This is a genomic window from Collinsella aerofaciens (assembly GCF_039758965.1).
In the GTDB taxonomy this organism is placed as follows: domain Bacteria; phylum Actinomycetota; class Coriobacteriia; order Coriobacteriales; family Coriobacteriaceae; genus Collinsella; species Collinsella aerofaciens_BR.
In genome coordinates this window covers 94,906-120,986 of sequence record NZ_JBDMSL010000003.1, presented here as the reverse complement: position 1 = coordinate 120,986, position 26,081 = coordinate 94,906, and the positions used below count along the sequence as shown (strand labels likewise).

General features: G+C 58.2%; 17 protein-coding genes. 11 read left to right on the top strand and 6 right to left on the bottom strand.

The window, feature by feature from the left end; genetic code table 11:
- Window positions 1-762 precede the first annotated feature (762 nt).
- On the bottom strand, window positions 763-1,752 hold the full coding sequence (vsr, locus tag ABHU32_RS01820) for a DNA mismatch endonuclease Vsr (protein ID WP_346978679.1): 990 nt from the start codon (window positions 1,750-1,752) through the stop codon (window positions 763-765).
- A 148-nt stretch (window positions 1,753-1,900) separates the two neighbouring features.
- Between vsr and ABHU32_RS01815 the strand changes: the two genes are divergently transcribed.
- Together ABHU32_RS01815 and ABHU32_RS01810 are read left to right on the top strand one after the other, a co-directional pair.
- On the top strand, window positions 1,901-2,686 hold the full coding sequence (locus ABHU32_RS01815; protein ID WP_346978678.1) for an ABC transporter ATP-binding protein: 786 nt from the start codon (window positions 1,901-1,903) through the stop codon (window positions 2,684-2,686).
- Window positions 2,676-4,913, top strand: coding sequence for an ABC transporter permease (locus ABHU32_RS01810; protein WP_346978677.1), 2,238 nt, complete (start codon window positions 2,676-2,678; stop codon window positions 4,911-4,913). Before ABHU32_RS01815 ends, ABHU32_RS01810 begins: the two co-directional genes overlap by 11 nt.
- A 328-nt stretch (window positions 4,914-5,241) precedes the next feature.
- Here the strand turns inward: ABHU32_RS01810 and ABHU32_RS01805 are convergent, their stop codons facing one another.
- A complete protein-coding gene (locus ABHU32_RS01805) occupies window positions 5,242-6,063 on the bottom strand; it encodes a response regulator transcription factor (RefSeq protein ID WP_346978676.1) in 822 nt (273 codons plus the stop codon).
- 243 nt (window positions 6,064-6,306) lie between these two features.
- On the opposite strand from ABHU32_RS01805, the gene ABHU32_RS01800 reads away from it, so the two are divergent.
- Complete coding sequence (locus ABHU32_RS01800; protein ID WP_346978675.1) at window positions 6,307-7,746, top strand: APC family permease; 1,440 nt, start codon at window positions 6,307-6,309, stop codon at window positions 7,744-7,746.
- A gap of 284 nt (window positions 7,747-8,030) precedes the next feature.
- Window positions 8,031-9,236: an agmatine deiminase family protein gene (locus ABHU32_RS01795; protein ID WP_346978673.1), complete on the top strand. Its 1,206-nt coding sequence runs from the start codon at window positions 8,031-8,033 to the stop codon at window positions 9,234-9,236.
- Window positions 9,237-9,570: 334 nt separating this feature from the next.
- Here the strand turns inward: ABHU32_RS01795 and ABHU32_RS01790 are convergent, their stop codons facing one another.
- The 4 genes from ABHU32_RS01790 to ABHU32_RS01775 form a co-directional block, all read right to left on the bottom strand.
- Window positions 9,571-10,602 (bottom strand): 3-deoxy-7-phosphoheptulonate synthase, encoded by a 1,032-nt coding sequence (locus ABHU32_RS01790; RefSeq protein ID WP_346978672.1) that lies wholly within the window; start codon window positions 10,600-10,602, stop codon window positions 9,571-9,573.
- Between the two features lie 577 nt (window positions 10,603-11,179).
- The gene (locus tag ABHU32_RS01785; RefSeq protein ID WP_346978671.1) at window positions 11,180-13,036 is read right to left on the bottom strand and encodes an ABC transporter ATP-binding protein; all 1,857 of its coding nucleotides are present in this window, start codon (window positions 13,034-13,036) and stop codon (window positions 11,180-11,182) included.
- Window positions 13,036-15,402: an ABC transporter ATP-binding protein gene (locus ABHU32_RS01780; RefSeq protein ID WP_346978670.1), complete on the bottom strand. Its 2,367-nt coding sequence runs from the start codon at window positions 15,400-15,402 to the stop codon at window positions 13,036-13,038. Before ABHU32_RS01780 ends, ABHU32_RS01785 begins: the two co-directional genes overlap by 1 nt.
- Window positions 15,399-15,848, bottom strand: coding sequence for a MarR family winged helix-turn-helix transcriptional regulator (locus ABHU32_RS01775; protein ID WP_271730268.1), 450 nt, complete (start codon window positions 15,846-15,848; stop codon window positions 15,399-15,401). The genes ABHU32_RS01780 and ABHU32_RS01775 overlap by 4 nt, the downstream gene beginning before the upstream one ends.
- 549 nt (window positions 15,849-16,397) lie before the next feature.
- On the opposite strand from ABHU32_RS01775, the gene pflB reads away from it, so the two are divergent.
- The 7 genes from pflB (at window position 16,398) to ABHU32_RS01740 (ending at window position 25,936) form a co-directional block, all read left to right on the top strand.
- Window positions 16,398-18,449, top strand: a complete 2,052-nt coding sequence (pflB, locus tag ABHU32_RS01770; RefSeq protein ID WP_195543963.1) for a formate C-acetyltransferase — start codon at window positions 16,398-16,400, stop codon at window positions 18,447-18,449.
- Between the two features lie 85 nt (window positions 18,450-18,534).
- Window positions 18,535-18,786, top strand: coding sequence for an autonomous glycyl radical cofactor GrcA3 (gene grcA3 / locus ABHU32_RS01765; RefSeq protein WP_117746636.1), 252 nt, complete (start codon window positions 18,535-18,537; stop codon window positions 18,784-18,786).
- A gap of 405 nt (window positions 18,787-19,191) precedes the next feature.
- A complete protein-coding gene (locus tag ABHU32_RS01760; RefSeq protein ID WP_346978669.1) occupies window positions 19,192-20,202 on the top strand; it encodes a LacI family DNA-binding transcriptional regulator in 1,011 nt (336 codons plus the stop codon).
- A 183-nt stretch (window positions 20,203-20,385) separates the two neighbouring features.
- On the top strand, window positions 20,386-21,768 hold the full coding sequence (locus tag ABHU32_RS01755; RefSeq protein ID WP_035137642.1) for a family 43 glycosylhydrolase: 1,383 nt from the start codon (window positions 20,386-20,388) through the stop codon (window positions 21,766-21,768).
- A gap of 45 nt (window positions 21,769-21,813) precedes the next feature.
- On the top strand, window positions 21,814-23,265 hold the full coding sequence (locus ABHU32_RS01750; RefSeq protein ID WP_346978668.1) for a PTS transporter subunit EIIC: 1,452 nt from the start codon (window positions 21,814-21,816) through the stop codon (window positions 23,263-23,265).
- A 101-nt stretch (window positions 23,266-23,366) separates the two neighbouring features.
- Window positions 23,367-24,809 (top strand): glycoside hydrolase family 32 protein, encoded by a 1,443-nt coding sequence (locus tag ABHU32_RS01745; protein WP_346978667.1) that lies wholly within the window; start codon window positions 23,367-23,369, stop codon window positions 24,807-24,809.
- A gap of 278 nt (window positions 24,810-25,087) precedes the next feature.
- Window positions 25,088-25,936, top strand: a complete 849-nt coding sequence (locus tag ABHU32_RS01740; RefSeq protein WP_346978666.1) for a DegV family protein — start codon at window positions 25,088-25,090, stop codon at window positions 25,934-25,936.
- Window positions 25,937-26,081: the final 145 nt, after the last annotated feature.

Below are 26,081 nucleotides of genomic sequence, written 5' to 3'. Positions count from 1 at the left end.
CATGCTCCTATTAGGTCATGCGGCGGTCTCGGCTCGCCGCGGCCCGCGCGGGACATGTCAGGAAACGAGGGCAGCCCCGTGGGCGCCAGCGGAATGTGGGGTCACCGCGCGGTCCGCATCTGATGGTGTCGACGTCAATGGTATACGGGTGCACCATCGACGTCTTCAATACAGAAAATATCAGTGCGGAATGTTCTGAGAGATAGGCCCTTTTCCGTTTCCGGACGGCCCTGCGCAATCGCCCTTGTGGCGTTATGGCTGAAGGGGTGGGGCGCGAGGGGGCGCTTTGTTGGTGGGGGCTAGTATGCCCGGGCTTGGTTGGGGAAGGTTTTGTCTAGGGATGCTTGGAGCTTTTCGAACGATGCTCGCAAGTTGTGGCTCTGGTCGGTTGAGCGTTTGGGTTTTGTGGTGGGGGAGTCGAGGAGGCCGTTTCTCTGTGTCGGGGGGAAGGAGAAAAGGTTTGCATGGTTTAGGGATGGCTGCTGTGTTGCGTCATTGGAAGAATGCATGCTTGTGCGGCCTCCTCGATGTCCACCAAAAGGTTGCGCTCGGGGTATGCTGCTAGGCCCCGTGCGTTGGCAGTATTATGCAGCGGACCGTTCAAAGAAGCGCTAAAGAAAGGCTTAACCTGGTTTGGTGTTACGATGAAACCGCAGGTCAAGGCTATTGAGTAACACTCTTGAAAGGTTTTGAGCTTAAGGGCTTTCTAAGGTTTGTGGCGTAGACGTGGCGCGGACGTGCGGAGCGTGTGAATGCTCGCTGTTAGCGTTGCGGTGCCGCGGCGCGCACCTGCTCGATGACCTTTTCCATGGTGGCGTCGATGCGGTCCTTTTTGAGTTCGCATTCCCAGATGGTTATGGGCGTCCAGCCCATTTCGGTGAGCGCTGCCACGGCGGCACGGTCGCGCTCGACGTTGCGACGGAACTTTGCCTCCCAAAACTCAACATTGCGCTTGGGCTGGCTGGGGTTGCACTTGGGGCAGCGGTGCCAAAAGCAGCCGTTGACGAAGATGGCGATCTTGCGGCCGGGGAAGGCGATGTCGGGCTTGCCGGGAACCTTCCATTCCAAGCGATAGCCCGTAAGACCTGCTGCCCGCAGGCGCTGGCGAACGAGCAGCTCGGGTTTGGTGTTGGCGCGCTTGTTGCCCTTCATGGACTTTTTGATGGCGGCGCGACGGCGCACCAGTTCGCGCTCGTCGGCGGAAAGGTCCGAGGTGTCGATGCCGTCGAGCAGGCTGGGCTTGGCGCGCTTTTTGCTGCGGCGTTTAGGTGCGCGCTTGGGCTTGGTGGCGGGGTGTTCGGTCGTGGCGGCCTCGGCGTCGTTGACAGTGCCGTTGGCCTCGAGCCGGTCTTCCTTCAGCTCAATCAGGGCATCGATGAGCCCCTTGTCTGCGGGCATCCATTCCACCGTGGCAAGCGAGGTGCGCGGAATCCAGCGGATATCAAGCTGGCGGTCGTGCTTCTGAGGCTCATCGGATTCATCGGCGAGCGAGCAGTAGTAGCACTCCATGGAGAGATGAAAATCGGGGTAGTCATACTCAACGGTGTAGAAATCGCGCAGGTTGGTGACTTTTACCTGCAGCTCCTCCATAAGCTCGCGGCGTACGGCGTCCTCGGGCGTCTCGCCGCGCATGAGCTTGCCGCCGGGGAATTCCCAAAGTCCCTGCATGTCGCCATAGCCGCGCTGCACGGCAAGCAGCTCGTCAGATCCTTCCTTGCGAATGATCCCAGCGGCAACATGAACAGTCTTCAACAGGAGTCCTCCCTCAACATCAACACGTGACAGGGTAGCTACCCGTACCTTACACAACGGTAAGGCAAGCGTAAGCCATATCGATGGTAGCCGACTCGTCTTCTTGCGACTATAGATGCCGTAGACTAATTGCAAGAAAGGACTCGGTATGCAAACCACGCACATGGCGACCCCGGTACTGGAGGTCGCGCATCTCGAAAAGGTATATGGAGCGCTGGGCAACGTGACCCGTGCGCTCAACGACGTCAGCTTTACCGTCAACCGCGGTGAATTTGTTGGCATCATGGGCGCTTCGGGCTCGGGCAAGTCGACGTTGCTCAACTGCGTGTCGACCATCGATAGCGCCACAAGTGGCACGATCCGCATCAACGGGCAGGACGTAACACGCATGAAGCAGGCTAAGCTTTCGCAGTTCCGCCGCGAGGAACTCGGCTTTATCTTCCAGGACTCCAACCTGCTCGATACGCTCACGGCACGCGAGAACATCTCCCTGCCGCTCACCATCGCCCGCACAAACTCGGCAGAGATCTCGACCCGCGTGCAGGATGTGGCAGCGCGCCTGTCCATCAGTCAGGTGCTCGACAAGTATCCCTACCAGATGTCCGGCGGTCAGCAGCAGCGCGTTGCCGCGGCTCGCGCGCTCGTCACCGACCCCACCATGATCATGGCCGACGAGCCCACCGGCGCCCTCGATTCCAAGAGCGCTCGCCTGCTGCTCGAGAGCCTGGAGGCCCTTAACCGCCGCCTACGCGCCACCGTGCTCATGGTCACGCACGATAGCTTTGCCGCCAGCTACACGAGCCGTGTGCTGTTCATTCGCGACGGCAAGATCTTCACCGAGCTGCGCCGCGGCGACACCGACCGCCGAGAGTTCTTCGACCGCATTATGGAGGTCGTTGCCATGATGGGCGGTGAGGGCTCCGATGCTCTGTAAACTCGCTTGGGGCAACGTCCGCCGCGCCGGCCGCGACTACCTCGTCTACCTTTTGACGCTCACCCTGGGCGTCACGGTCTTCTATGCCTTTAACACCATCTCGATGCAGGTCGACATCGCCGGAATCGATGAAAAGGGCTTGGCGCAGGTAATGGGCAGCATGCTCGGCGACCTGACGTACTTTTTGGCCGGTGTCATGGCCTTTTTGATGGTGTACGCCAATAACTTCATCATGAAACGCCGCAAGAAGGAGTTTGGCCTGTACCAGGTGCTCGGCATGGGGCGCGGGCGCGTCGCCACGATCATGGCGCTCGAGACGGTGATTGTCTCGGTCGTGGCCTTTGTCGCCGGCATTGTGCTGGGTGTGGGACTCTCCCAGCTCATGACGTTCTTTACGGCCTCGCTTTTTAAGACACAGATTGCCAATTTCCACTTCTTTTTCTCGGTGCATGCGTTCAATCTGACCCTTGCCTGCATGCTCGTAATGTTCATACTCACGTTACTGCTGAACCTGCGCGCCGTGCGTCGTACCAAACTCATCGAGCTTATGGGTGCCGAGCGTCGCAACGAGAGCATCAAGACACGCAACCCCTGGATCGCGATTGCCATCTTTGCCGTGGGCGTGGTGCTTGTGGGCGTGGCCTATTACCGTCTGCTACGTGATGGGTTCCCGCTAACCGCGACGGACAGCAAGCTGCAAGAGGCCATGAACCAGTTTGGCATTACGACCGCTATGGTTACCGTGGGCACCTTTGCCCTGTTCTGGGGACTCTCGGGCATGCTCATCAAGCTGCTGCAGAGCCTGCGCGGCGTGTATTGGCGCGGCCTCAACATGTTTACCGTGCGCCAGCTTGCGGCCAAGGTCAACACGGTGTGCTTTTCGATGGGCGTCATCGCGATGCTCCTGTTTTTGGCCATCACCTCGGTGACGTGCGGTATGTCGATTGCCAACGTGATGAACGAAAACCTGGAGCGCTATAATCCGGCCGACATGTCGCAGACGTATATCTATTACGCGCCCGATACGCTCGACTACTACAAAGAGTATGTCAATCCGTCTGAGGCCGATCGCATGGTGCTGGCCGATAGTACGGTCGATTTGTACTCCGCATGGCACGGCGATCGTGTCGACCCCGATAACGTTGCAGACGGTATTAAAGGCAAGTCGGCGGAAAACAACGACGAGACCGGCAAGAAGGTCAATATCGCCGATGTTGCCGGCGAGCATGTACAGATCGATTCGTATCTGAGCTACCCGCTTGGCGGCTCGGATCCATCGGTGACTCCAAGTGAGATGTGCAAGACCATGGGCGAAAAGCTCCCCAAGGCGTTCGAGGGCAGCAGCGCCGACATGACAGGCCTGTCTGTGACGCCGGCAAGTCAGTACAACAAACTGCGCCAGATGATGGGCAAGGAGCCGGTGCACATCGGTCACGACCAGTATTTGCTCACGTGTGATATGGGCGGCGAGCTGGTCGACCTGTACACCAAGTATATGGCTGGCGGCCATACCCTTACCTTGGGCGGGCATACGCTCAAGCCCGCAACCGATAAGTCGGACGAAGATACGGCGGCCATCGCCAACTCGGCGATGGGCAGTAATGGGGGTACCGTCGTCGTTGCCGACGAGCTGTTGTCCCAACTTAATCTGCAGCCGTATTCCAGTAGCCTGCTCGTTAACTACAAACAGGGGATGGATACGACCGAGGCAGACGAGAGCATTAAATACACTGTGCTCGACAATCTGCTCGTTGACGGCAAGGAGCCGGGGTCGTGGGGAACCTTCATCACACGCTCCGAGATGTACACGCAAGCAGCGCAAATGAACGGTCTTATTAGCTACCTAGCCATCTACATCGGCTTTGTATTGGTCGTTGCATGCGCGGCGATTCTGTCGATTCAGCAGCTCTCCAATGTGGCCGACGGCAGCCGCAGTTATCGTGTACTGGCACAGATCGGCTGCGACGACCGCCAGATTCGCCATTCGGTGATGGCACAGCAAGCGGTATTCTTCCTGTTCCCGCTGGCAGTGGGCCTGGCACACTCCTTTGTGGCACTTAAGGTGATCATCGAGCTGGTGAGCATTTTCGGAAATATGAGCATCGGCGGCACCGTGGGCCTCACCTGTGCAATCTTCCTGGCAGCATACGGTGGCTACTTCCTGGTGACCTACCTCATGAGCACCGGCATGGTGCGAGCCGCCATCGCCACCCGCTACAGCGAGTAACAAGCGGGCAAAACCGTCGCAAAATCAGAGGCGTATGACCGCCGCGAAGGGACCAAGGGCCCTTTCGCGGCGGTTTTTGCCAATCTGGTGCGTCTCAGATACAAGTGAGTAGACTTTTTTGAACCTGCCGAGCACATCGCGACAAATGATCTATAAACCTGCAGGTCAGAGCTGTGGCGTTTTAGGGCGTGCTTGGCCTCCTGCAAAAAGCCTACTCACTTGGTTTTTCTGCTAGAAGACCGCCACGAGGGAAAAAACAGCTCTCTCGTGGCGGCTGGCGTTTGCCCAGATAAAACATACCAAAATAAACCTGTCCCTTTTTGGCAGGTTAGCGCTTCCAAAAGTGGAGGATTAACGTGGTGCGGTTTTGCTGTTCGGTTTTGACCAGGATGTTGTGGATGTGGGCCTTGACGGTGCCCACGGCAAGGAATAGCTCGTCAGCAATCTCTTGGTTCGACTTGCCCCGCACTACCAGACGCAAAACCTCGGCTTCGCGGTTGGAGAGCTTGTAGGCGTTGCGATAAGAGGGCATTTGCTCTTCGATGTGTCGATCAAGATCGCTGACGTTCTTTTCTTCGGACGCCTCCTGCATGCGAATCGAAAGCACGTGATAGGTGTAGGCGATGAGCAGAATCGCAAAGTAGCACGCAAAGACGTTCTCGCTAAAGTTGCGCTCGGACAGGTATAGCTGCAGCCAAGAGGGCGCCAGGCTCATGGGGACGACCAGGATGCTGTAGAAGTCCTCGGTAACGATGCACCCGACCAGGATGGCGCCGATAATCAGGTGCTTTCGTTGGTTGTTAACGCGTGCCTTCAACTCGACCTTTGTACTTTTATGAGCCGTCCAAAAGATGTACAGCCCCACAAAGATAAGGAACACCTGGCGCATTGTGTAGTAGAGCCACTGATGCATGGGGCCGTAGGGGACAGCGACGATACTCAGCGACTCGCACAGCAAAAACGTTACGACGGGGATAACGAACTGCTTTTTAGAATGTTTGTCGAGCAAGTCCCTGGCAATGGCCCAAATAAAAGCCTGCGAAGCGGTCGCCACAAGGGTCCGCATCACGGGCATGATGATTGAGTAATAGTCGCTAGCTGGAAAGCTCTGGTTTTGCAGCGTGTATTCAAAAAAGAAAATCTCGGTCATCTCGAAGGCATAGCAAATAAAAACGCCGCTGCCATAGATAAAGAACTGTCGGCGAGACGAGGCATAGGCGGCAAGCGAGAGCGCCGCTCTCGAGGCTCTCGAGCAGCTCTAAGCCTCAAGGCTTCTAAAAGCGCGTCTGCGGCGTCGGATGCTCGTCTCCTGTCGCCCGCTCACCGAGGCCCGGCAATTGCCTTAATATCTTAAGGGCCTCGATTTGCCCAAAACTGAGCGAAGGAGCTCATCATGAGCGACGGAAAGAAAAAGCTTTCCTTCTTGACGGTCATCTCGACCATCATCTGCGTCGTCTTCGTTTGCGAGGCCGCCGCACCTGCTGCTGCCATTGGCAACCAGCAGTTCTTCTGGTGGATCTTCCTGATTCTGACCTTCCTGCTCCCTTATGGCATGGTTGTTGCCGAGCTCGGCACTGCCTATGACGGTGAGGGTGGCATTTACGACTGGGTACGCGATGGCCTGGGCGACAAGTGGGGTGCCCGCATTTCGTACTACTACTGGGTTAACTACCCGCTGTGGATTGCCTCGCTGGCCACCATGTTCCCTGACATTTTGGGCATGGTCTTTGGCGTCGAGTTCAATCTGATTGCCAAGATTGGTATCGACCTTGCCTTTGTGTGGATCGTCTATCTTATGGGTCGCTCCAAGGCTGCCGACTCCGAGTGGGTCCTGAACGGCGGCGCCGTCATCAAGGTTGCCGTTGCCGTTATTGTCGGCGCTTTGGGCATTTGGTACGCCATGGAGAACGGTTTTGCGAACGACATGTCCGCTGCCACCTTCCTGCCCGAGCTCACCAACACCAACGCGCTCGGCTACCTGTCGATCATCATCTTTAACTTCATGGGCTTCGAGGTCATCTGCACCATGACCGACGATATGGCCGATCCCGCTCGCGATATCCCCAAGGCTATCATCGTCGGCGGCCTGTCTATCGCCGTGATCTATCTGTTCGCTGGCTTTGGCATCGGCGCTGCTGTGCCGGCCGATTCCATCGATCCCGACTACGGCATGATCTACGCTGTCCAGACCATGGTGGGCGACTCCATGATCTTCAAGGTCATCTGCATTGCCTTCCTGATCACCCTGTTCGCCAACATGGCTGCCTGGTCCTTCGGCGTCAACTCCGTTGCTCGTTATGCTGCCGAGCATGGCAACATGCCCAAGGTCTTCGCCTCGATGATCTCGGATGACGACATGCCCAACGGCGCCAACCTGGTCAACGCCATCGTCGCCTCCCTGGTGCTGTGCCTGCAGCTCGTTCCCATCGACGCCATCTCCAACGGTGTCTTCTGGATGCTCTTCGGTACCTCCGTTGTATTCTTGCTGCTCACCTACATCCCGATGTTCCCGGCATTCCTCAACCTTCGTAAGAACGACCCTAACCGTGCGCGCATCTTTACGTTCCCGTTTAAGGGCGTCATGATGAAGGTCATGCTGGCTATTCCCTGCATCGAGCTGATTCTGGCTATCGTTGCAACGCTGATTCCGTTCTCTGTCGATGAGATTGGCGATAAGGTCCCGATGATCGTTATCTTCATCGTGCTCTTGCTTATTGGCGAGGTTGTCCGCGTCGTCAGTGCTAAGGGTCGCGAGACCGAGTACAAGGGTCTCACCCCTGAACTAGCTGCTCAGCGTCTCGCTGAGGAGGCCGCCGAGGCCGAGGAGAACTAGAACACCCGATTCGGGGTTCCAACCCTCCTCGCCACTTGACCATTCCCCGGGGTGGGTGTGAGCGATAGCTCTGGTAACCACCGCCCGCCCCAATCTCTCTTCCGTATTCTTCGTGCGTTTTGTTTCCGCGCGCCAGGTTACGTCGTCGCTTGCCGGTGCGACTCCGTGAAAACCGGCGCCGGGCGCCCCGACCTTTGCCGGGGGACGGGCGTCCGCCACCTCTTGGTTTTAGGTTGCGGGTAATTCGCCCGCAGCAAGCGATCGTTCGATTTGGAGGAAATCTTATGCGCACGATTACCGAGTCCGAGTCCACCCCCAAGGCCGACGGCTTCTTTATGCCCGCTGAATTCGCCCCGCAGGATCGCGTGTGGATGGGCTGGCCCCACCGCACCGACACCTGGGCCCACGGCGCCAAGCCGGCTCAGAGGCAGTATGCCGCCATCGCCCGCGCCATTGCCGAATTCACCCCGGTTACCATATGCGCCAACCAGGCCGACTACGCCAACTGCAAGGCCGCCTTTGAGGAAGACGAGAACGTCACCGTTATCGAGATGACCACCGACGACGCTTGGTTCCGCGACACCGCTGCCACTTTTGTTATCAACGGCAAGGGCGATAAGCGCGCCAACCACTGGCACTTCAACGCCTACGGCGGCCTCGTTGACGGCCTCTATTTCCCGTGGGACAAGGACGAGCAGATCGCCCTTAAGATGGCTGAGCTTTCCGGCTGCCGTCGCTATCGTCCCGATGACATGATCCTCGAGGGCGGTTCCATCACCGTCGACGGCGAAGGCACCGTGGTCGTGACCGACCAGTGCCTGCTTTCCCCGGGCCGCACCTGCTCTGCGGTTCTGGAGGAGGAAGAGGATCCCGAGTCCATCTGGCCCAAGTTCCACAAGAAGTTTGAGCCCTGGAGCGAGGAACTTCGCGCCTATATGGACGAGCACCTCAAGGATTACCTGGGTGTCGAGAAGGTCATCTGGGTCAAGGAGGGCATCGATCCCGAGGAGACCAATGGCCACATCGATGATGTCGCTACGTTCATCGCTCCGGGCGTCATGGCCTGCATCTGGACCGACGATCCCGAGTATCCGTTCTACGAGCAATGCCACGCTGTCTACGAGACCCTCTCCAACGCCGTTGACGCCAAGGGCCGCAAGATGAAGGTCTACAAGCTCTGCATGCCCGTGAACCCGCTGTTCATGGACCAGGCTTCCTGCGATACCATCGACGCCGACGAGAACGCCGGGCCGCGCGTCGCCGACGAGCCGCTGATCGCCTCCTACATGAACTACCTGGTCACCAACTACGGCGTTATCGTCCCGCAGTACGGCGACGAGAACGACCAGCTTGCCATTGACACGCTCCAGAAGATCTACGACGAGGTCTGGGGCGAGGGCGTCTACAAATGCGTCGGCGTTCAGTCCGAGCAGGTCGTCTTCGGTGGCGGAAACATCCACTGCATTACTCAGCAGGAACCCTCGGCGTAACTGTCTGTCTTCCCGAGGCACGGCGCCTTCCCGTTCATTTTTCGCTTGCGTACCAAAGTACGCGGCGCTCCTCTTTCACGGGAATCTGCCGCACCTCAGAAACTCAGCCGGTCAAACGGACTGACGTAGCTAGTTACCGCATTAGTCATTGGTGCCAACCCTGGCAACGATGCAGGTCAAAAAACGTCAGCGAAAGCCCGCCAGAGCGAGCAAGGTGCCTTGAAGCGAGGCGGCATTGACCTTCTGGTCATGCCGTCGAAGCTGAAAGGCAGATTGCCGCTCTGGCGGGCTTGCAGCGTCGAGCCGTTACGGCGTTTGGTAAAACGCCGTAACTCTAAACCCGCTCCGCGATCTCGTGGATGAGGTAGTCGGTCTTTTCCCAGCCCAGGCACGGGTCGGTGATCGATTTACCAAAGACGCCGCCGTCGACCGGCTGGTTGCCGTCCTCCAGGTAAGACTCGATCATAAAGCCCTTGACCAGCTTAGAGATGGAATCGTTGCGACGGCAGCTGTCGAGCACTTCCTTGCAAATGCGATACTGCTCCAGCGGACGCTTGCCGGAGTTGTCGTGGTTGCAGTCGATGACCGCTGCCGGATTGGCATAGCCGGCGTGCTCGGTGTAGCGCTCGGCCAGGCGCTCCAGGTGCTCGTAGTGGTAGTTGGGGTAGGTGCGACCGTCGAGACCGATGTAGCCACGCATAACGGCGTGCGCGAGCGGATTGCCGTCGCACTCGACCTCCCAGTTGCGGAAGATGAAGCTCTGGTGCGCCTGCGCGGCGTAAATGGAGTTGAGCATAACGGTGGTAGAGCCGGCAGTGGGATTCTTCATGCCGACGGGCACCGAAATGCCGCTCGACACCAGGCGATGCTCCTGGTTCTCGACCGAGCGCGCACCCACGGCAACATAGCTCAGCAGATCAACGAGGTACTGGTAGTTGGACGGATAGAGCATCTCGTCGGCGGTGAAGAAGCCCGTTTCCTCAATAACGCGCAGGTGCATGTGGCGGATGGCCTTGACGCCCTCGAGCAGGTCGTCGGGAGCCTCGGGGTTGGGGTTGTGCAGCAGGCCCTTGTAGCCGGTGCCCTTGGTGCGCGGCTTGTTGGTGTAGACGCGCGGAATGATGATGAGCTTGTCCTTGACCTCCTCGGCGGTCTTGGCCAGTCGGTTCATGTACTCAAGCACCGAATCCTCGCGGTCGGCAGAGCACGGGCCGATGATGAGCGCCTTGCGCGCGTCCTCGCCAGTAAAGACTTTGGCGACCTCGGCGTCAAATGCCTGCTTTTTGGCGGTAAGCTCGGCGGAAAGCGGCATTTCCTCGCGGATCTCCATGGGGATCGGCAGTCTGTGTTTGAATTCCATGGCCATAGGGGCCTCCTCAATCTATAGAAAGAGCAATAAGCGTATTGTCGAGTGGTCGGCATTATCCGCTGTCGCACGCTAAAGTGCAACCCCTCGCCGCCCCGAAACCTGCCAAAAGGGACAGGTTTAGTTTGGCAGGTTTTATATGGGGGAACGTCGGCGGATACCGGGAGGGAGTGGCACCGCGCGCGACCCTAAGGCTGTTGTCGGTTCCCCAGGAAACACCCTGTGGGCAAAAAATGCCAAATATGAGTACGGTTGCTAACCTAGTAACATATCAGTCTAGCAAGATAATAGACAAAGTGAAAAATATGTTCATTAACGTTGGCACACAGAAGCCCGCTAACGGGCGTTTTGATTAATTTGAAGGCGTATAGAGGCCGCAAGGAGGTCGTTTGAGGCGGTTTTGGCTGTTACCAAAAAGGTAACAGTACTCATATTTGCCATTTTTTGCCCACAGGGCTTCGAAGGGGCTGTCAATCAGGTCCCAAGGGAGGCGGCTCAAGGGCCGTAGAACAAAAACGGGGGCGCAGGTTGTCCTGCGCCCCCGTTCTCGGGCGTTATTCGTTCCCTGCGGCAGAATTTACGCCGCCTCGTCGAACTGCGAGTTGTACAGGTCGGCGTAGAAGCCGCCCTGGGCGAGCAGCTCGTCGTGCGTGCCCTTCTCGACGATGTCGCCGTCGCGGATTACCAAGATCACGTCGGCGTTGCGGATCGTGGACAGGCGGTGCGCGATGACAAAGCTGGTACGGCCCTGCATCAGCGCATCCATGGCGCGCTGAATGAGCTCCTCGGTGCGGGTGTCGACGTTGGAGGTCGCCTCGTCCAGAATCAGCGCCGGGCGGTCGGCCAAAATGGCACGGGCGATGGTCACGAGCTGGCGCTGACCCTGCGACAGGTTAGTGCCCTCCTCGTTGATCATAAAGTCGTAGCCGCCGGCGAGCGTATGGATAAAGTGATCGCAGCGTGCGGCGCGTGCAGCGGCCTCGACCTCGGCATCGCTTGCATCGGGGCGTCCGTAGCGTATGTTCTCGCGAATAGTGCCGTTAAACAGCCAGGTATCCTGCAGCACCATGGCAAACTCGCCGCGCAGCGCCGCGCGATCCCAGTCGCGCACGTCGACACCCTCGACGCGCAGCGAACCGCCGTCCACATCGTAGAAGCGCTGCAGCAGCTTGATGAGCGTGGTCTTGCCAGCTCCGGTGGGGCCGACGATGGCGATGGTCTGGCCGGGCTTGGCCTCGCAGCTAAAGTCGTGGATGATGGTCTTGTCGGGCGTGTAGCCAAACTTGACGTGGTCAAACTCCACATGGCCGGGGCGCTTCTCGGGGATCTGCGCGTCGGCCTTCTGCTCCTCCTCGGGCGCGGCTAGGAACTCAAAGACGCGCTCGGTGGCGGCTGCCATCGACTGCATCGTGTTGCTCACGTTGCCCAGCTGCTGCACGGGCTGCGTAAAGTTGCGCACGTACTGGATAAAGCTCTGGATGTCGCCGGGCGTGGCGTTGCCGGTCAGCGCGAGCTGCGCACCCACCACGACGACGCCCACGTAGCCCATGTTACCCACCAAGCTCATGAGCGGCATCATCAGGCCCGACAGGAACTGCGAGCGCCAGCCACTAATAAACAGGCGGTCGTTTTGACGGTCGAACTCCTCGATCGAGGCCTCGGCGCGGTCGAACACCTGAATGACGTTCTGGCCGGCAAAGTCCTCCTCGATAATGCCGTTGACGGCACCCAGGACCTGCTGCTGCTCGCGGAAGTACGGCTGCGAGAAGTGAATCATCACCATTAAGATAATCGCGGCGGCCGGCAGCGTGAGCACGGTGACGCCGGTGAGCGGCAGGCTGATCGACAGCATCATGACGAGCACGCCGATAATCTGCGTGACGGACGTAATGAGCTGCGTTACGCTCTGGTTGAGTGACTGGCCGAGCGTATCGACGTCGTTGGTGATGCGGCTGAGCACATCGCCCTTGCTGTGACCGTTGAAGTAGCTCATCGGCACGACGGCAATCTTGGCGGCAATCTCCTTGCGCATGCGGTAGCAGATCTTTTGCGTGACGCCGGTCATGAGCCAGCCCTGGATCAGGCTGCAGGCAGAGCTCGCCAGATACAGGCAGAGCAAAAAGCCGAGCGTCTTGGAGATCCAGTTAAAGTCGACATCGCCGGTGCCGTTGACCTTGGCAACCAGGCCCTCGAACAGCTTGGTCGTAACCTGGCCGAGCACCTTGGGCCCCACAATGTTAAAGATGACCGAGCACACGGCAAAGGCGACGGCGGCAAACACGGCAATCTTGTGCTGACCGATATAGCCGAGCAGCTGCCTCATGGTGCCCTTAAAGTCCTTGGCCTTTTCGCCGCGACGCATGCCACCCATGCGGCCCATGGGTCCACGCTGACGGGTGGGCTTGGGAATTTGAGTCTTGGTCTCGTCTGCCATTAGCGCTCGCCTCCTTCCGTGACGGCTGCAATTTCTTCTTGGGTAAGCCCCAGCTCCTCGGCGGAAAGCTGCGACTGTGCGATCTCCAGGTACGCCGGGCAGCTGCGCAGCAGCTCCTCGTGCGTACCGGTGCCCACCACGTGGCCGTCGTCGAGCACGATGATCTGGTCGGCGTGCATGATGGTCGCGATGCGCTGGGCCACGACCACGAGCGCGGCGTCGGTGACGTTTTTGGCCAGCTCCTCGCGCAGGCGCGCGTCGGTCTTGTAGTCAAGCGCGCTAAACGAATCATCGAACACTACAACCTCGGGCTTTTTTGCCAAGGCGCGGGCGATGGCCAGGCGCTGACGCTGACCGCCCGAAACATTGGAGCCGCCCTGGCTGATGGGGGAGTCGTAGCCGCCCTCGCGTTCGGCGATAAAGTCCTCGGCCTGGGCGATGCGCGCGGCCTGGCGCATGTCGTCATCGCTCACCATGTCGCCGGCAAACTTGAGGTTGCTCTCGACAGTGCCCGAGAACAGACGCCCCTGCTGCGGGATGTAACCAATGCGGCGGCGCAGCTCGGAAAGGGCCATGTCGCGCACGTCAATGCCGTCGAGCGAAATGCTGCCGCCCGTGACGTCGTACAGGCGCGGAATCAACTGCACAAGCGTGGACTTGCCCGAGCCCGTGGAGCCAATGATGCCGAGCATCTGACCGGCGTGCGTGGTGAAGTTCACGCCGCTGATGACATCGGCACGGGCGTCGGGATACTGGAAGCTCACGTCGCGGAAGGTGAGCTCGCCGCGCGGCGCGCTGACCGCGGGCAGTTTGGGCGAGACGGGGTCGTTGATGCTGGTGGGGCAAGTGATGACCTCTTCCACGCGCTCGGCGGCGACCTCGGCGCGGGGCAGGATGACCGAAACCATGGTGAGGATCATAAACGCCATGACGATCTGCATGGTGTAGGAGATAAACGCCATCATGTTGCCGACCTGCATCACGCCGTCGGACACGCCCTGCGCGCCAAACCAGACGATAAGCACGGTGATGCAGTTCATGACGAGCATCATGAGCGGCATCATAAAGCTCATGGCGCGGTTGGTGTAGAGTTGCGTGGTCATTAGGTCGAGCGACGCCTTGTCAAAACGCTCGAGCTCATGTTCCTCGCGGTTGAACGAGCGGATGGGCATAAGGCCGTCGAGCAGCTCGCGGGCGGTAAGGTTCACGCGGTCCACAAAGCTCTGCATCTTTTTGAACTTGGGCATGGTGAGGCCCATGAGCACGCCGACAACGGCCGAGACCGCGATGATGGCCACGGCGATGGTCCACTCCAGGCCGGTATGGTTGGCCAGGACGCGCATGACGGCGACGATGCCCATGACGGGGGCCATCAGACACATGCGGATAAACAGGGTTGCGGCCATCTGGATCTGCTGAATGTCGTTGGTGCAGCGGGTAATGAGCGAGGCCTGGCTAAACTTGCCCACCTCGGCCGGCGAGAAGTGCATAACCTTGTTGAAGGTCTCGCGGCGCAGGTCGCGGGCGATGGAGCAGGCGGTGCGCGACGCCACGGCACCGGTCAGGATGGTGGCGACGAGCGACACCAGGCACAGGCCAAACATCGTGGTCGCCATGCGGCTCAGGTAAGCGTTCTGCACGTCGGCGGGGTCGATGCCCTGCGCTTTGTACTCTTCTTGTACGTAGGTCACGGCGCGCTGGGTCACGATGGAGCCCGACATGGAGCCCATTTTGTCTGCCATATCGTTGGCGCCCTCGACGAGCTTGCCCTGGTCGATTAGGCCGCCTTCAACGCCCAGACGCAGGCTCTTCATGGTGATCTTGCCGCCGTCGGCGTCGATCTGCTTTTGTATGCTCTGCGCGGCTGCGGCCTTCTGCTGCATCTCGGCGAGCTGCTCGGGCGTCATGGCAGCCATCTGCTCGGGGGTGGGCATGGCTTGGGCAGCGTTGTTGTCTTTCTCGCTGGACGAGCCCATCATGTCGCCCATGGAGTTGGCGTCAATGCCCTGGCTGAGCGAAAGGACGACAGTCTCGGGCAGGCTCATAATGTCGGCAATCTTGCCACCGTCGCCGCGCTCCTCCTCGGTGCCCTTGTACGTTCGAATGCCGTTATTGTCCGCCTTGCTAAACACGGCCTCCACAGCTTTGGCGTCCTTGGCGCTCATAAAGAGTTCGAGGTCGTCGAGCGATTCGGCGCGAATGGTGTCGGGCACGGGCGAGGCGATACCGCCTTGCTGCACGCCCACGTCGACGATGTCGCTCATATAGGTAGGCAGCGCCAGATCGGCGTTGCAGCTGATTACGATAAGCACGATAGCTGCGAACAGTGCCAGGACATGTTTTTTAAAGAGCTTGAGAATCCTCACTCGGCATCTCTCCTTTCTTGATTGCGGTCGATAATTTCGTTGGCACGCCTTAGAAGACGCACCATCTCTTGGGTATCTGTTTCGCCGAGTTGCTCGAGGAAAGCCGCGGTGCGGTCCTCGAATTCCCGGCGTTTGATTTCGAGATCCTGGAATCCCTTGTCGGTTACTATGACGTGTACGCGACGACGGTCAGTCTTTGAGTGTTCGCGCTCGACCCAGCCCTTGGCTTCGAGGGCGCGTAAGATATTGGCGATGCGGGCGCTCGAGACCCAGGCGCGATCAGCGAGTTCGCTCGGTGTGAGCGAACCGCCGGCGAGTATGAGGGCGCGCATGACGGCCATCTCGCCGCCGAGGGCTTTGTCCGCAAAACGCGAAATGCGCTGATGCATGCTGCCGAACTCGGAAAGGAGCTGACGCCCAAGTTCACGGAAATCGGTATCTTCCACCGAAAACCCCTAACACTAGAAACTATTTTCGGTGAAAGATGATACCCTTGCACGCGCACCCTATGCGGTAGATTTTGGGACATGTCTAGAAAACTACCTTTAGGCGACCTCCGTACACCGTCGGTGCCAGCAAAGTTAGGGGCAGATCGTTAGGCATGTCCTAAAGCCTACTCAGAGGCACTTTACCCTGCTAAAGCTGGCATAACAGCTAGAGTGAACGTCGTACAAAGGCAAGGAAAAATACCGAACAAATCGGTGAACGGTAGTTGTTTGCGCTCGCATTTCCTGCGGGTTTGTAAAAAACGCTCTTATGATATAAAAAAAGAAACATATAACAGCCCAGATGGAGAGGGTGGCTATGTTATCCTTCTCAGACGGGTGAAATCTTGGGTTTTGGGTTGTAGTTCCAAGGTGGACAAACGTTTTTCCTGCACCAACGTGTGGTGAAGAACGGAAGAAGCCGGTAGTGCAAGCCGAAAATTCAAGAATTCAATAAGCAGCGGTGTGAGAGAGCGCCGCATTACACGTAACTAGGAGCGTGGTTACACAATGCAGGAGGCATGGGAAGGCTTCAAGGAAGGTATCTGGACGGGAGAGGTTGACGTCCGAGACTTCATCCAGAAGAACTACACCCCCTACGAGGGCGATGAGTCGTTCCTCGTAGGTCCGACCGAGCGTACCAAGGAGCTGTGGGGCGAGGTTCTCGACCTGCTGCTTAAGGAGCGCGAGCAGGGTGGTGTCCTCGATATGGACACCAAGACCGTCACGGGTATCGTGAGCCACCCCGCTGGCTACATCGATAATGCCCATCGCGACAAGGAGACCATTGTTGGCCTCCAGACCGACAAGCCGCTCAAGCGCGCGCTGCACGTCAACGGTGGTATCCGCATCGCTTGCCAGGCTGCCAGCCAGCACGGCTACAAGGTCGACGAGAACGTTGTCGAGCGCTACACCTTCGAGCGCAAGACCCACAACGCTGGCGTCTTCGATGTCTACACCCCCGAGATGCGTGCTTGCCGCTCGGCTCACATCATCACCGGTCTGCCCGATGGCTATGGCCGCGGCCGCATCATCGGCGACTACCGTCGTGTTGCCCTGTACGGTGTCGACTACCTGATCAAGGACAAGGAGGCCCAGAAGGCTTCCACCCCGACGGTCATGACCGCCGACAACATCCGCGATCGTGAGGAGCTGCAGGAGCAGATCCGCGCCCTCGGCGAGCTCAAGATGATGGCCGAGACCTATGGTTTCGACATTTCCAACCCTGCTACCAACACGCAGGAGGCCATCCAGTGGATGTACTTCGCCTACCTTGCTGCCGTCAAGGAGCAGAACGGCGCTGCTATGTCCATCGGCCGTACCTCTACGTTCATCGACATCTACGCTGAGCGCGACCTTGCCAACGGTACCTTCACCGAGGAGCAGATCCAGGAGTTCGTGGATCACTTCATCATGAAGCTCCGCATGGTCAAGTTTGCCCGTACCCCCGAGTACCAGGCCCTGTTCACCGGCGATCCGCAGTGGGTCACCGAGTCCATCGGCGGCATGGGTGTTGACGGCCGTACGCTCGTTACCAAGATGAGCTACCGCTATCTGCACACGCTCGAGAACATGGGTACCAGCCCCGAGCCCAACATGACCGTTCTGTGGTCGACCCGTCTGCCCGAGAACTTCAAGAAGTTCTGCGCCAAGACTTCCGTTGCCAGCTCCTCGATCCAGTACGAGAACGACGACCTCATGCGCGTCTATCACGGCGACGATTACGGCATCGCCTGCTGCGTGTCCTCCATGCGCATCGGCAAGGAGATGCAGTTCTTCGGCGCCCGCGCCAACCTGGCCAAGTGCCTGCTGTACGCACTCAACGGCGGTGTTGACGAGGTCTCCAAGAAGCAGGTCGGCCCCAAGTATCGCGCCGTCGAGGGCGATACGCTCGATTACGACGACGTTGTGGCCAAGTACAACGACATGATGAAGTGGCTCGCTGGCGTGTACGTCAACTCGCTGAACATCATCCACTACATGCACGATAAGTACTGCTACGAGCGCATTCAGATGGCTCTGCACGACAAGCACGTGCACCGCTGGTTCGCTACGGGCATCGCTGGCCTTTCCGTCGTGGCTGACTCCCTGTCCGCCATCAAGTACGCCAAGGTCCACCCCGTCCGTGACGAGAACGGCATCATCGTCGACTTCGAGACCGAGGGCGAGTTCCCCAAGTACGGTAACGACGACGACCGCGTCGACCAGATCGCTCACGACGTTGTGCACCAGTTCATGGAGTACATCCGCATGAACGACACCTACCGCAACTCCGTGCCCACGACCTCGGTTCTGACCATTACCTCCAACGTCGTGTACGGCAAGAAGACCGGCTCCACGCCCGATGGCCGCAAGGCTGGCCAGCCGTTCGCCCCGGGTGCTAACCCCATGCACAAGCGCGATAGCCACGGCGCCATCGCTTCGCTGTCTTCGGTTTCCAAGCTCCCGTTCCGCGATGCTCAGGACGGCATCTCCAACACCTTCTCCATCATCCCGAGTGCGCTCGGCAAGGAGGACCAGGTGTTCTTTGGCGATATCGACCTTGATCAGCTGGGCGAGTAACTATTGTTAGTGCTATACTAACAATAACGATTACTGATTAGTGCGCCGGTTTCGGCCGGCGCCTATCGATCGAAGGAGACACATTATGAAGGTTTCTGAAGTTTCTGAGACTCAGGCCGATAACCTGGTCCACATGCTCGACGCTTACGCCGAGAAGGGTGGCCACCACCTGAACATCAACGTCTTCAACCGTGAGACGCTGCTCGACGCTCAGGCTCACCCCGAGAAGTATCCGCAGCTGACCATCCGCGTTTCCGGCTATGCCGTGAACTTCCACACGCTCACCAAGGAGCAGCAGGACGAGGTCATTGCGCGTACCTTCCACAACAAGTTCTAAAGGGACTCAACTCCCACCGGAGACCCGGTAAGGCCTACGCACTTTGCCTCTCAAACGTCCTCGCCGCTTCGCGGCTGCGGAATGTTTGCGAGGCAAAGTGCTCCTGGCCTTGCCGGGTCTCCTGCGTTGTCGTCCTTTAGGGAACCACGCTAAATTAAATTGGTGTCCTCGGACATGCAAAGGGCTCCGCTGCGCGCTTCGCGCTGCGGGGCCTCTTTGCGGAATGTTTTGGGAGGTAGCCCAAACAGTCCCGGCGGGGGTCCTGTGTAGTCACCCTTTAGGCGGAACTCTCCTAATTATTTGGATGAGTCGTTTACTTACTTGTGCTGTTACCGTCTTCCCGCTGTTGTTGGGGTATGCTTTGTTCGTATGTAAACGTTTGACATGTTGATGGGGGAGGGTGCTATGGCTCGCGAGGGCGCTCGTTCTAAGGATTCTGCTAAGCCTGGCATCAAGGAAGTTGCAGCGGTGGCGGGGGTTTCGCCTACTACGGTATCTCGCGTGCTTAATAATCGCGGCTATATTAGCCAAGAGACCCGCGATAAGGTCCATGCCGCGATGGAGCGCATCAACTATACGCCCAACGATATCGCCCGTGCCATGCTCAACGGTCGCCTGAATCTTATCGGTATGATCGTTCCCTTTGTGAGCAGCCCGTTCCATGCTCAGGTTGTGCAGGCGGTCGAGCGCACGTTGGCGGAAAACGGCTTTAAGATGTTGCTGTGCAACAGCGCCAATCGACCTGATCTTGAGCGTTCCTATATCGACATGCTCCGCCGCAATATGGTCGACGGCGTCATCGTCAACTCCCTCAATATCGGTGCCGAGGCATATGCCGAGATGGGCTTGAGCCTGGTTGGCATCGACTGCGATCTTGGCGAGGGCTCTGTCCAGATTGCAAGTGACAGCTATGGCATCGGCGAGCTCGCCACGCGCCGTCTGATTGATGACGGCTGCAGGCGTATCCTGTGCCTGCGCAGCAATAGCCGCATGCGCATGCCTGCCAATAAGCGTACCGATGCCTACCTCGATGTTGTTGAGCAGGCCGGTTTGTCCGCGCTTGTCCGTGAGGTTGAGTTCGTTAAGCCCGACGACGAAAAGGGCGCGGTCGTTGCGAAGATCCTCGATGAGAACCCCGATATTGACGGCATCTTTGCGGGAGACGATACGATGGCGGCCATCTGTCTCAACGTGATGAAGCAGCGCGGCTTGAGCGCTCCAGACGACATTAAGGTCGTGGGCGCGGATGGTGCCCGCCGCACTATGACGTTTATGCCTGACTTAACAACCGTACGTCAAGATATCGATCGCATCGGAGAGCTCGCGGCGCAATCCATCATTGCTCTTATTAACGGTGAAAAGCCCGAGTCGAATATCAAGCTTCCCGTTGAGCTTATCGAGGGCAAAACCGCGTAATTCGCCCCGTGCCAAAAGAATTCCTCAAACGCCTCTGATGACCGTTCACCGGCATATGTCAACCGTTTGCCGACGACTGGAACTGCGAAAAGACGTATTGGTGTGAAAACGTTTGACATATGAAAACGATTGACATATCTTGCCATTGTACCGAGTTAGTATGTCGTGGAAAGGAAGTCTCGGATGCACAAGGTGTATTACCAGCCTGAGGGAATTTGGGTAGGCGACATCATGCCGTACGGCGAGGACGGCACGTTCTATCTCTATCATCAGCGTGACACGCGTAACCCCGAACCTTTCGGAGAGCCGTTTGGCTGGGCACTCGCTACGACCAAGGATTTCGTCAACTACAAGGACTTTGGCGAGAGCCTTGAGCGCGGCGGCGACGAGGAAGTCGACCAGTACATTTATGCCGGCACGGTGTTTAAGGTGGGCGACAAGTACCATGCGCTCTACACTGGTTGCAATCGCGATAAGGTCCGCGCACGTTTGATGAAGCAGGTTCTTCTTCACGCAACGAGCGACGACGCCGTCAAGTGGGAGAAGAACATCGCCGAGACGCTGCTTCCGCCCCAGGAGGGTTACGATGACCGCAACTGGCGCGATCCCTTTGTGCTTTGGGATGAGGAGAACGAAGAGTACATGCTCATCCTCGGCACGCGTGTGGGCGAGGACAAGCGTCTGATGACCGGCCGCCTGGTCAAGTTCACCTCCAAGGATCTGACCAACTGGGAGTTCCAGGGCGACTGGTGGAACCCGGGCCTGTACACCATGTTTGAGATGCCTGATCTCTTTAAGATGGGCGACTGGTGGTACCTCGTCTTTTCCGAGTACAGCGACGGCAACAAGACCCGTTACCGCATGTCCAAGTCCATCAACGGTCCTTGGATTACCCCCGCTGACGACTCCTTCGACGGCCGCGCGTACTACGCCGCTCGCACCGCATTCGATGGCGAGCGTCGCGTTCTCTTTGGTTGGGTTCCTACGCGTGACGAGGGCGGCGACCCCAGCTCTTACCTATGGGGTGGCACCTTTATGCCCCTCGAGATCGTTCAGCGTGCCGACGGAACGCTCGGCACCAAGCTCCCCGACAGCATGCTTGGCGCCTTTGGCGAGGCTAAGGCAGTCGAGACCTTTGAGCTTTCCTGCGAGTCGGGCAAGGTCGAGCAGGTGCTCGCCGCGGATGCCGGCTCCACCTACTTGCTCGATGCCGACATTGAGCTCGGCGGTAACGCTGCCGGCTTCTCGGTCAAGTTCGCCGAGGACGCCGAGACCGGTCTTGCCTATGAGTTCCGCGCCAACCTGCGCGAGGGCAAGCTCGAGTTCACGCCGGCTCCCCAGTACCCGTGGTTCCAGGTCAACAACATGGGCCTCGAGCGTCCGTTGTTCTTTAAGGGCGAGGGCACTCACCATGTGCGTCTGGTCGTCGACGACGACATCGCGACCATCTTTGTCGATGATGTTGCGCTCAACGCTCGCTTCTGCAACAAGCAGGGCCAGGGTGTGGCGCTTACCGTCACCGACGGTGCGCTCAAGTGCGCAAACGCAACGATCGCGTCTCTGTAGCGGCAACGAACCGTTTTATGATTTAGAAAAGGAATGGAGAGGAACATGGACTACAAGGCAGTGTCCCAGCAAGTCGTCGACAACGTCGGCGGACTGGAGAACATCGAGGGCGCCACGCATTGCGTGACCCGTCTGCGTCTGGTGCTCAAGGATACGAGCAAATACAACAAGGCCGAGCTCGAGAACATCGATGGCGTCAAGGGCGTGCTGTACAACAGCGGCCAGCTCATGATCATCTTCGGTACCGGTACCGTCAACAAGGTTTACGATGAGTTTATGGCTCTGACGGGCGTTAAGGAGATCAGTGCTTCCGAGGTCAAGGGCGCTGAGGCGGACAAGAAGGGCAAGTTCTTCTCGGTCCTCAAGGTATTCTCGGACATCTTTATCCCCATCATTCCCGCCTTCGTCGGCGCTGCAATCATCATCGGCCTTAAGTCGCTGATCGTTGCCAACGGCCTCTTTGGCATGGAAGGCAGCCTCGCCGATCACAGCGAGTTCCTCAAGAACCTCGCAAGCTTCTTTGCCATTATCGCCACCACGTTCGACTACCTGCCTGTCCTGGTTATGTACAGCGCGGTCAAGCGTTTTGGCGGTAACCCGATCCTGGGCATCCTCGTCGGTATCGTCATGGTTCACCCGAGCCTTATGAACCGCAATGCGTTTGTTATGGACCCGACGGGTGCTGAGTACTGGAACTTCGGTCCGCTATCCATTCCCATGGTTGCTTTCCAGGGCGGCGTATTCCCTGCAATCCTGACTGCCTGGTTTATGGCCAAGGTCGAAAAGATTGCCCAGAAGTACATCCCCGAGGTCGTTTCGTTCGTCTTTGTCCCGACCGTTACCCTGATTCTCGCTAACGTCGCCCTGTTCACCGTGTTCGGCCCGCTCGGCAACCTGATCGGCGACGTCCTCGCTGGCGTAATCGATGTCCTGTACAACAGGATGGGCGTCTTTGGCGCCTTTGTCTTCGCCGCGTTCCTGCAGCCGCTCGTCGTTACCGGTACGCATCAGTTCATCCAGGGTATCGAGGCAAACCTTGTTGCCACGACTGGCTTCAACTACATCCAGGCCATCTGGTCGGTTTCCATCATCGCCCAGGGCGGCGGCGCCATCGGTATGTACCTCATTCACAAGAAGCACTCCAAAGAGCGCAACATCTGCATGTCGTCCTTTATCCCGACGCTGGTCGGAATCTCCGAGCCCGCTATCTTTGCTGCAAACATGCGCTATTCGATCATTCCGTTCATCTGCGCATGCATCGGTGCAGGCTGCGGCGGTGCCTTCGTCAAGCTCTTTGAGGTGCGCGCTATCGGTCAGGGTCTGACCGGCGTGCTTGGCCTGCTCATCGTCACGCCCGAGACCCTCGTGTGGTATGTGGCTGGCAATCTCATCGCCTTTATCGTGCCGATCGTCTTGATCTTTGCCTACAACAAGGCAAAGGGCGTGCCGACCACCGATGAAGAGGGCGCTGGCGCTGGCTTCGACGTTAGCTTCTAGTTGAGCCGTTCAGTGTAATCTGAGGATAAGTCCATTTGAGGAAGGGCGTTCGACTCGTGTGAGTCGAGCGTCCTTCCCCATAGACGAGAAAGTCAACGGCGATGTTAAATCAAAAAAACAAGGTGACACGCGCGGACTATGAGCAGTGGCGTGTCGGACAGGATGAGACGGCGGCTCGCATCGCGTCCGACCCCGATAGGCTTCTGTTCCATGTGGAGCCTGAGCTTGGCTGGCTCAACGACCCCAACGGTTTGGTTCAGATTGGTGATACGTATCACATCTATCATCAATACGATCCGTTCGATGCTGCGCATGGCGGTCCAGTGCTTTGGAACCATCTGACGACAAAGGATTTTGTGACGTACGAGAATCACGGCCCCGTGCTGTTCCCCGATTCCGATTTGGATTCGAGCGGAGCGTATTCTGGTTCTGCCTTTGTACGTGATGGCAAGATTCACTACTTCTATACCGGCAACGTCAAGCATTTTGACCGCGATGATTACGACTACGTGTTGACGGGCCGTGAGCAAAACCAGATTCATATGGTTGCCGAGAATCCCGACGAATTGGGCGAGAAGTGCATAGCTGTTGGACCGGTCGATTACCCCGACGATATCGGTACGCACGTGCGCGACCCCAAGATCCTTGAGCACGATGGTATCTACTACATGGTTCTGGGTGCTCGTACGAAAGACGACCGTGGCTGCGTGCTTGTCTATACCTCGCGCAATCTTGAGGACTGGAGCTATGCGACGCGCATTGAGTTGGGCGAGAAGTTTGGCTTTATGTGGGAGTGCCCCGATCTGTTTGAGCTCGATGGCGAGCTTATTCTCGTTTGCTGTCCGCAGGGTGTGCCTGCCGATGGTTGGCGTTACCGCAATCCGCATCAGTGCGTGTGGTTCCCCATCGAGGCCGATTGGGAGGCGCCGAGCTTTAAAATCGTCGGGCAGGGCATGCCCCCGATGGTCGATGCCGGTTTTGATTTCTATGCTCCGCAGTCCTTTGAGGATACTGCAGGCCGGCGTTTGATGATCGGATGGTCGGGTTGCCCCGATGCGACGGCAGAAAACCCGACGGTGGCGCGCGGGTGGCAGTGCGCGTTGACGGTGCCGCGAGAGCTGAGCATGCGCGATGGCAAGCTCTGCCAGCAACCGGCGCACGAGATTGAGAGGATGCGCGGCGACTGCGTTCGCGCGACAGGCGGTGAAACCGTTGAGGAGCCGGGCCGCCTGTTTGATCTTGTGGTTTCCTGTGAGGGCGCCAAGATGGTCGAGCTCGAAATCCGCAAGGGTGTCTTTGTGTGCTATGCAGACGGGATGCTTACCCTCGACATGGGTGACGAAGGCTATGGGCGCGACCAGAGGTCGATCGAGCTCAGCGAGCTTCGCGACCTGCGCGTGCTTTCGGACACTACGATGGTCGAGATTTTTGCAAATGGCGGCGAGGCGGCACTTACGAGCCGTACCTATTCGCCGGCGGTTCCGGCGATGGAGCTGCACGCCGAGGGTGTGGCATCGATGAATTTCTACCGCCTCGTGCATTAACCGTGCGTGGAGCACGATTGGATTTACTGGACGGAATGTGTCGCAGTTGTCGCGGCCAACTACCGCTTACCGCATATATAGCGACCGTTTGCGGAATAAGTAACACTTAGTAATAAACCGTGTAGAATCTCAGGTTAGCACGGAGTTTTCCAGGGAGACGCTGTCCTTTGTTGTGTGCAAGGGGCGGCGTCTCTTTGGCGCTCTGCCGCCGTTGTGCAACAGTGCGGCGGCGCGTGCCATGTATTGAAAAGCCAATGTCGAGATGGGTCGTGATAATAATGGGCAAGTACGTAATCGTAGTTGAGTCTGGTTCGGATGTGACGCCGGAGCTCTGCGAGCGCTACGGCATCGTGCGCGTGCCCATGCATGTCACGATTGCTGACGAGACCGTTGAGGATGGTTCAATCGATCCGCTCGAGATTTATTCGCGCTGCAACGAGTTTGGCGTAATGCCCAAGACCAGTGGCTGCGCGCCTGCGGATTTTGCTCACGTGTATGACCGTATCCATGCCGAGCAGCCCGACGCGACTATTTTGCATCTCGCGTATTCCGAGGCCACGACCTGCTCGCATCAGTCCTCCAAGATTGCAACCAAGGGGCGCGACTACGTGTTCTCCATGGACACGCGTTTTGTTTCGGTGGGTCAGTCGCTCGTTGTCGTCGAGACTGCCAAATACATCGAGGCTCACCCCGATGCCACCGTCGACGAGATCTTTGCATTTACGAATTCCGTCATGGACCACGTGTTGCTGGGTTTTGTTCCTACCGATCTTGCCTTTCTTAAGGCGGGCGGTCGCTTGTCCAACGTCGCATTCCTTGGCGCCCATCTGCTCAAGATTAAGCCCTGCATTGAGGTGACGGGCGGCAAGTTCGTGGCGACCAAAAAGTTCCGCGGCTCTATGCTCAAATGCGCCCGTGCCTTTATTGACCACATGGTTGCCAAGGGGGAGATTGACTACTCGCACATTGGCCTGGCGTATTCGGTAGGCCTTTCCCAGGAGCTGCGCGACGACATGGAAGTCTATGCGCACGACCTGGGCTTTAAGGACGTTACCTGGACTCAGGTCGGCGGTGTCATCTCGAGCCATTGCGGCCCGACCGCCTTCGGTGCGGTTGCTCACGCTTAAGGCGTAAAGGCCGCAGGCGAGCGTTCTTCAGCCTGACATCTCGACGTAGCCCCCAGCCATGGTGATGGGGGACAGATTAAAACGTGCCGTTCTAGTCCGAGACGTTTAAACGCAAACGCATGGGCTAGAATGGCTCTGGCATTTT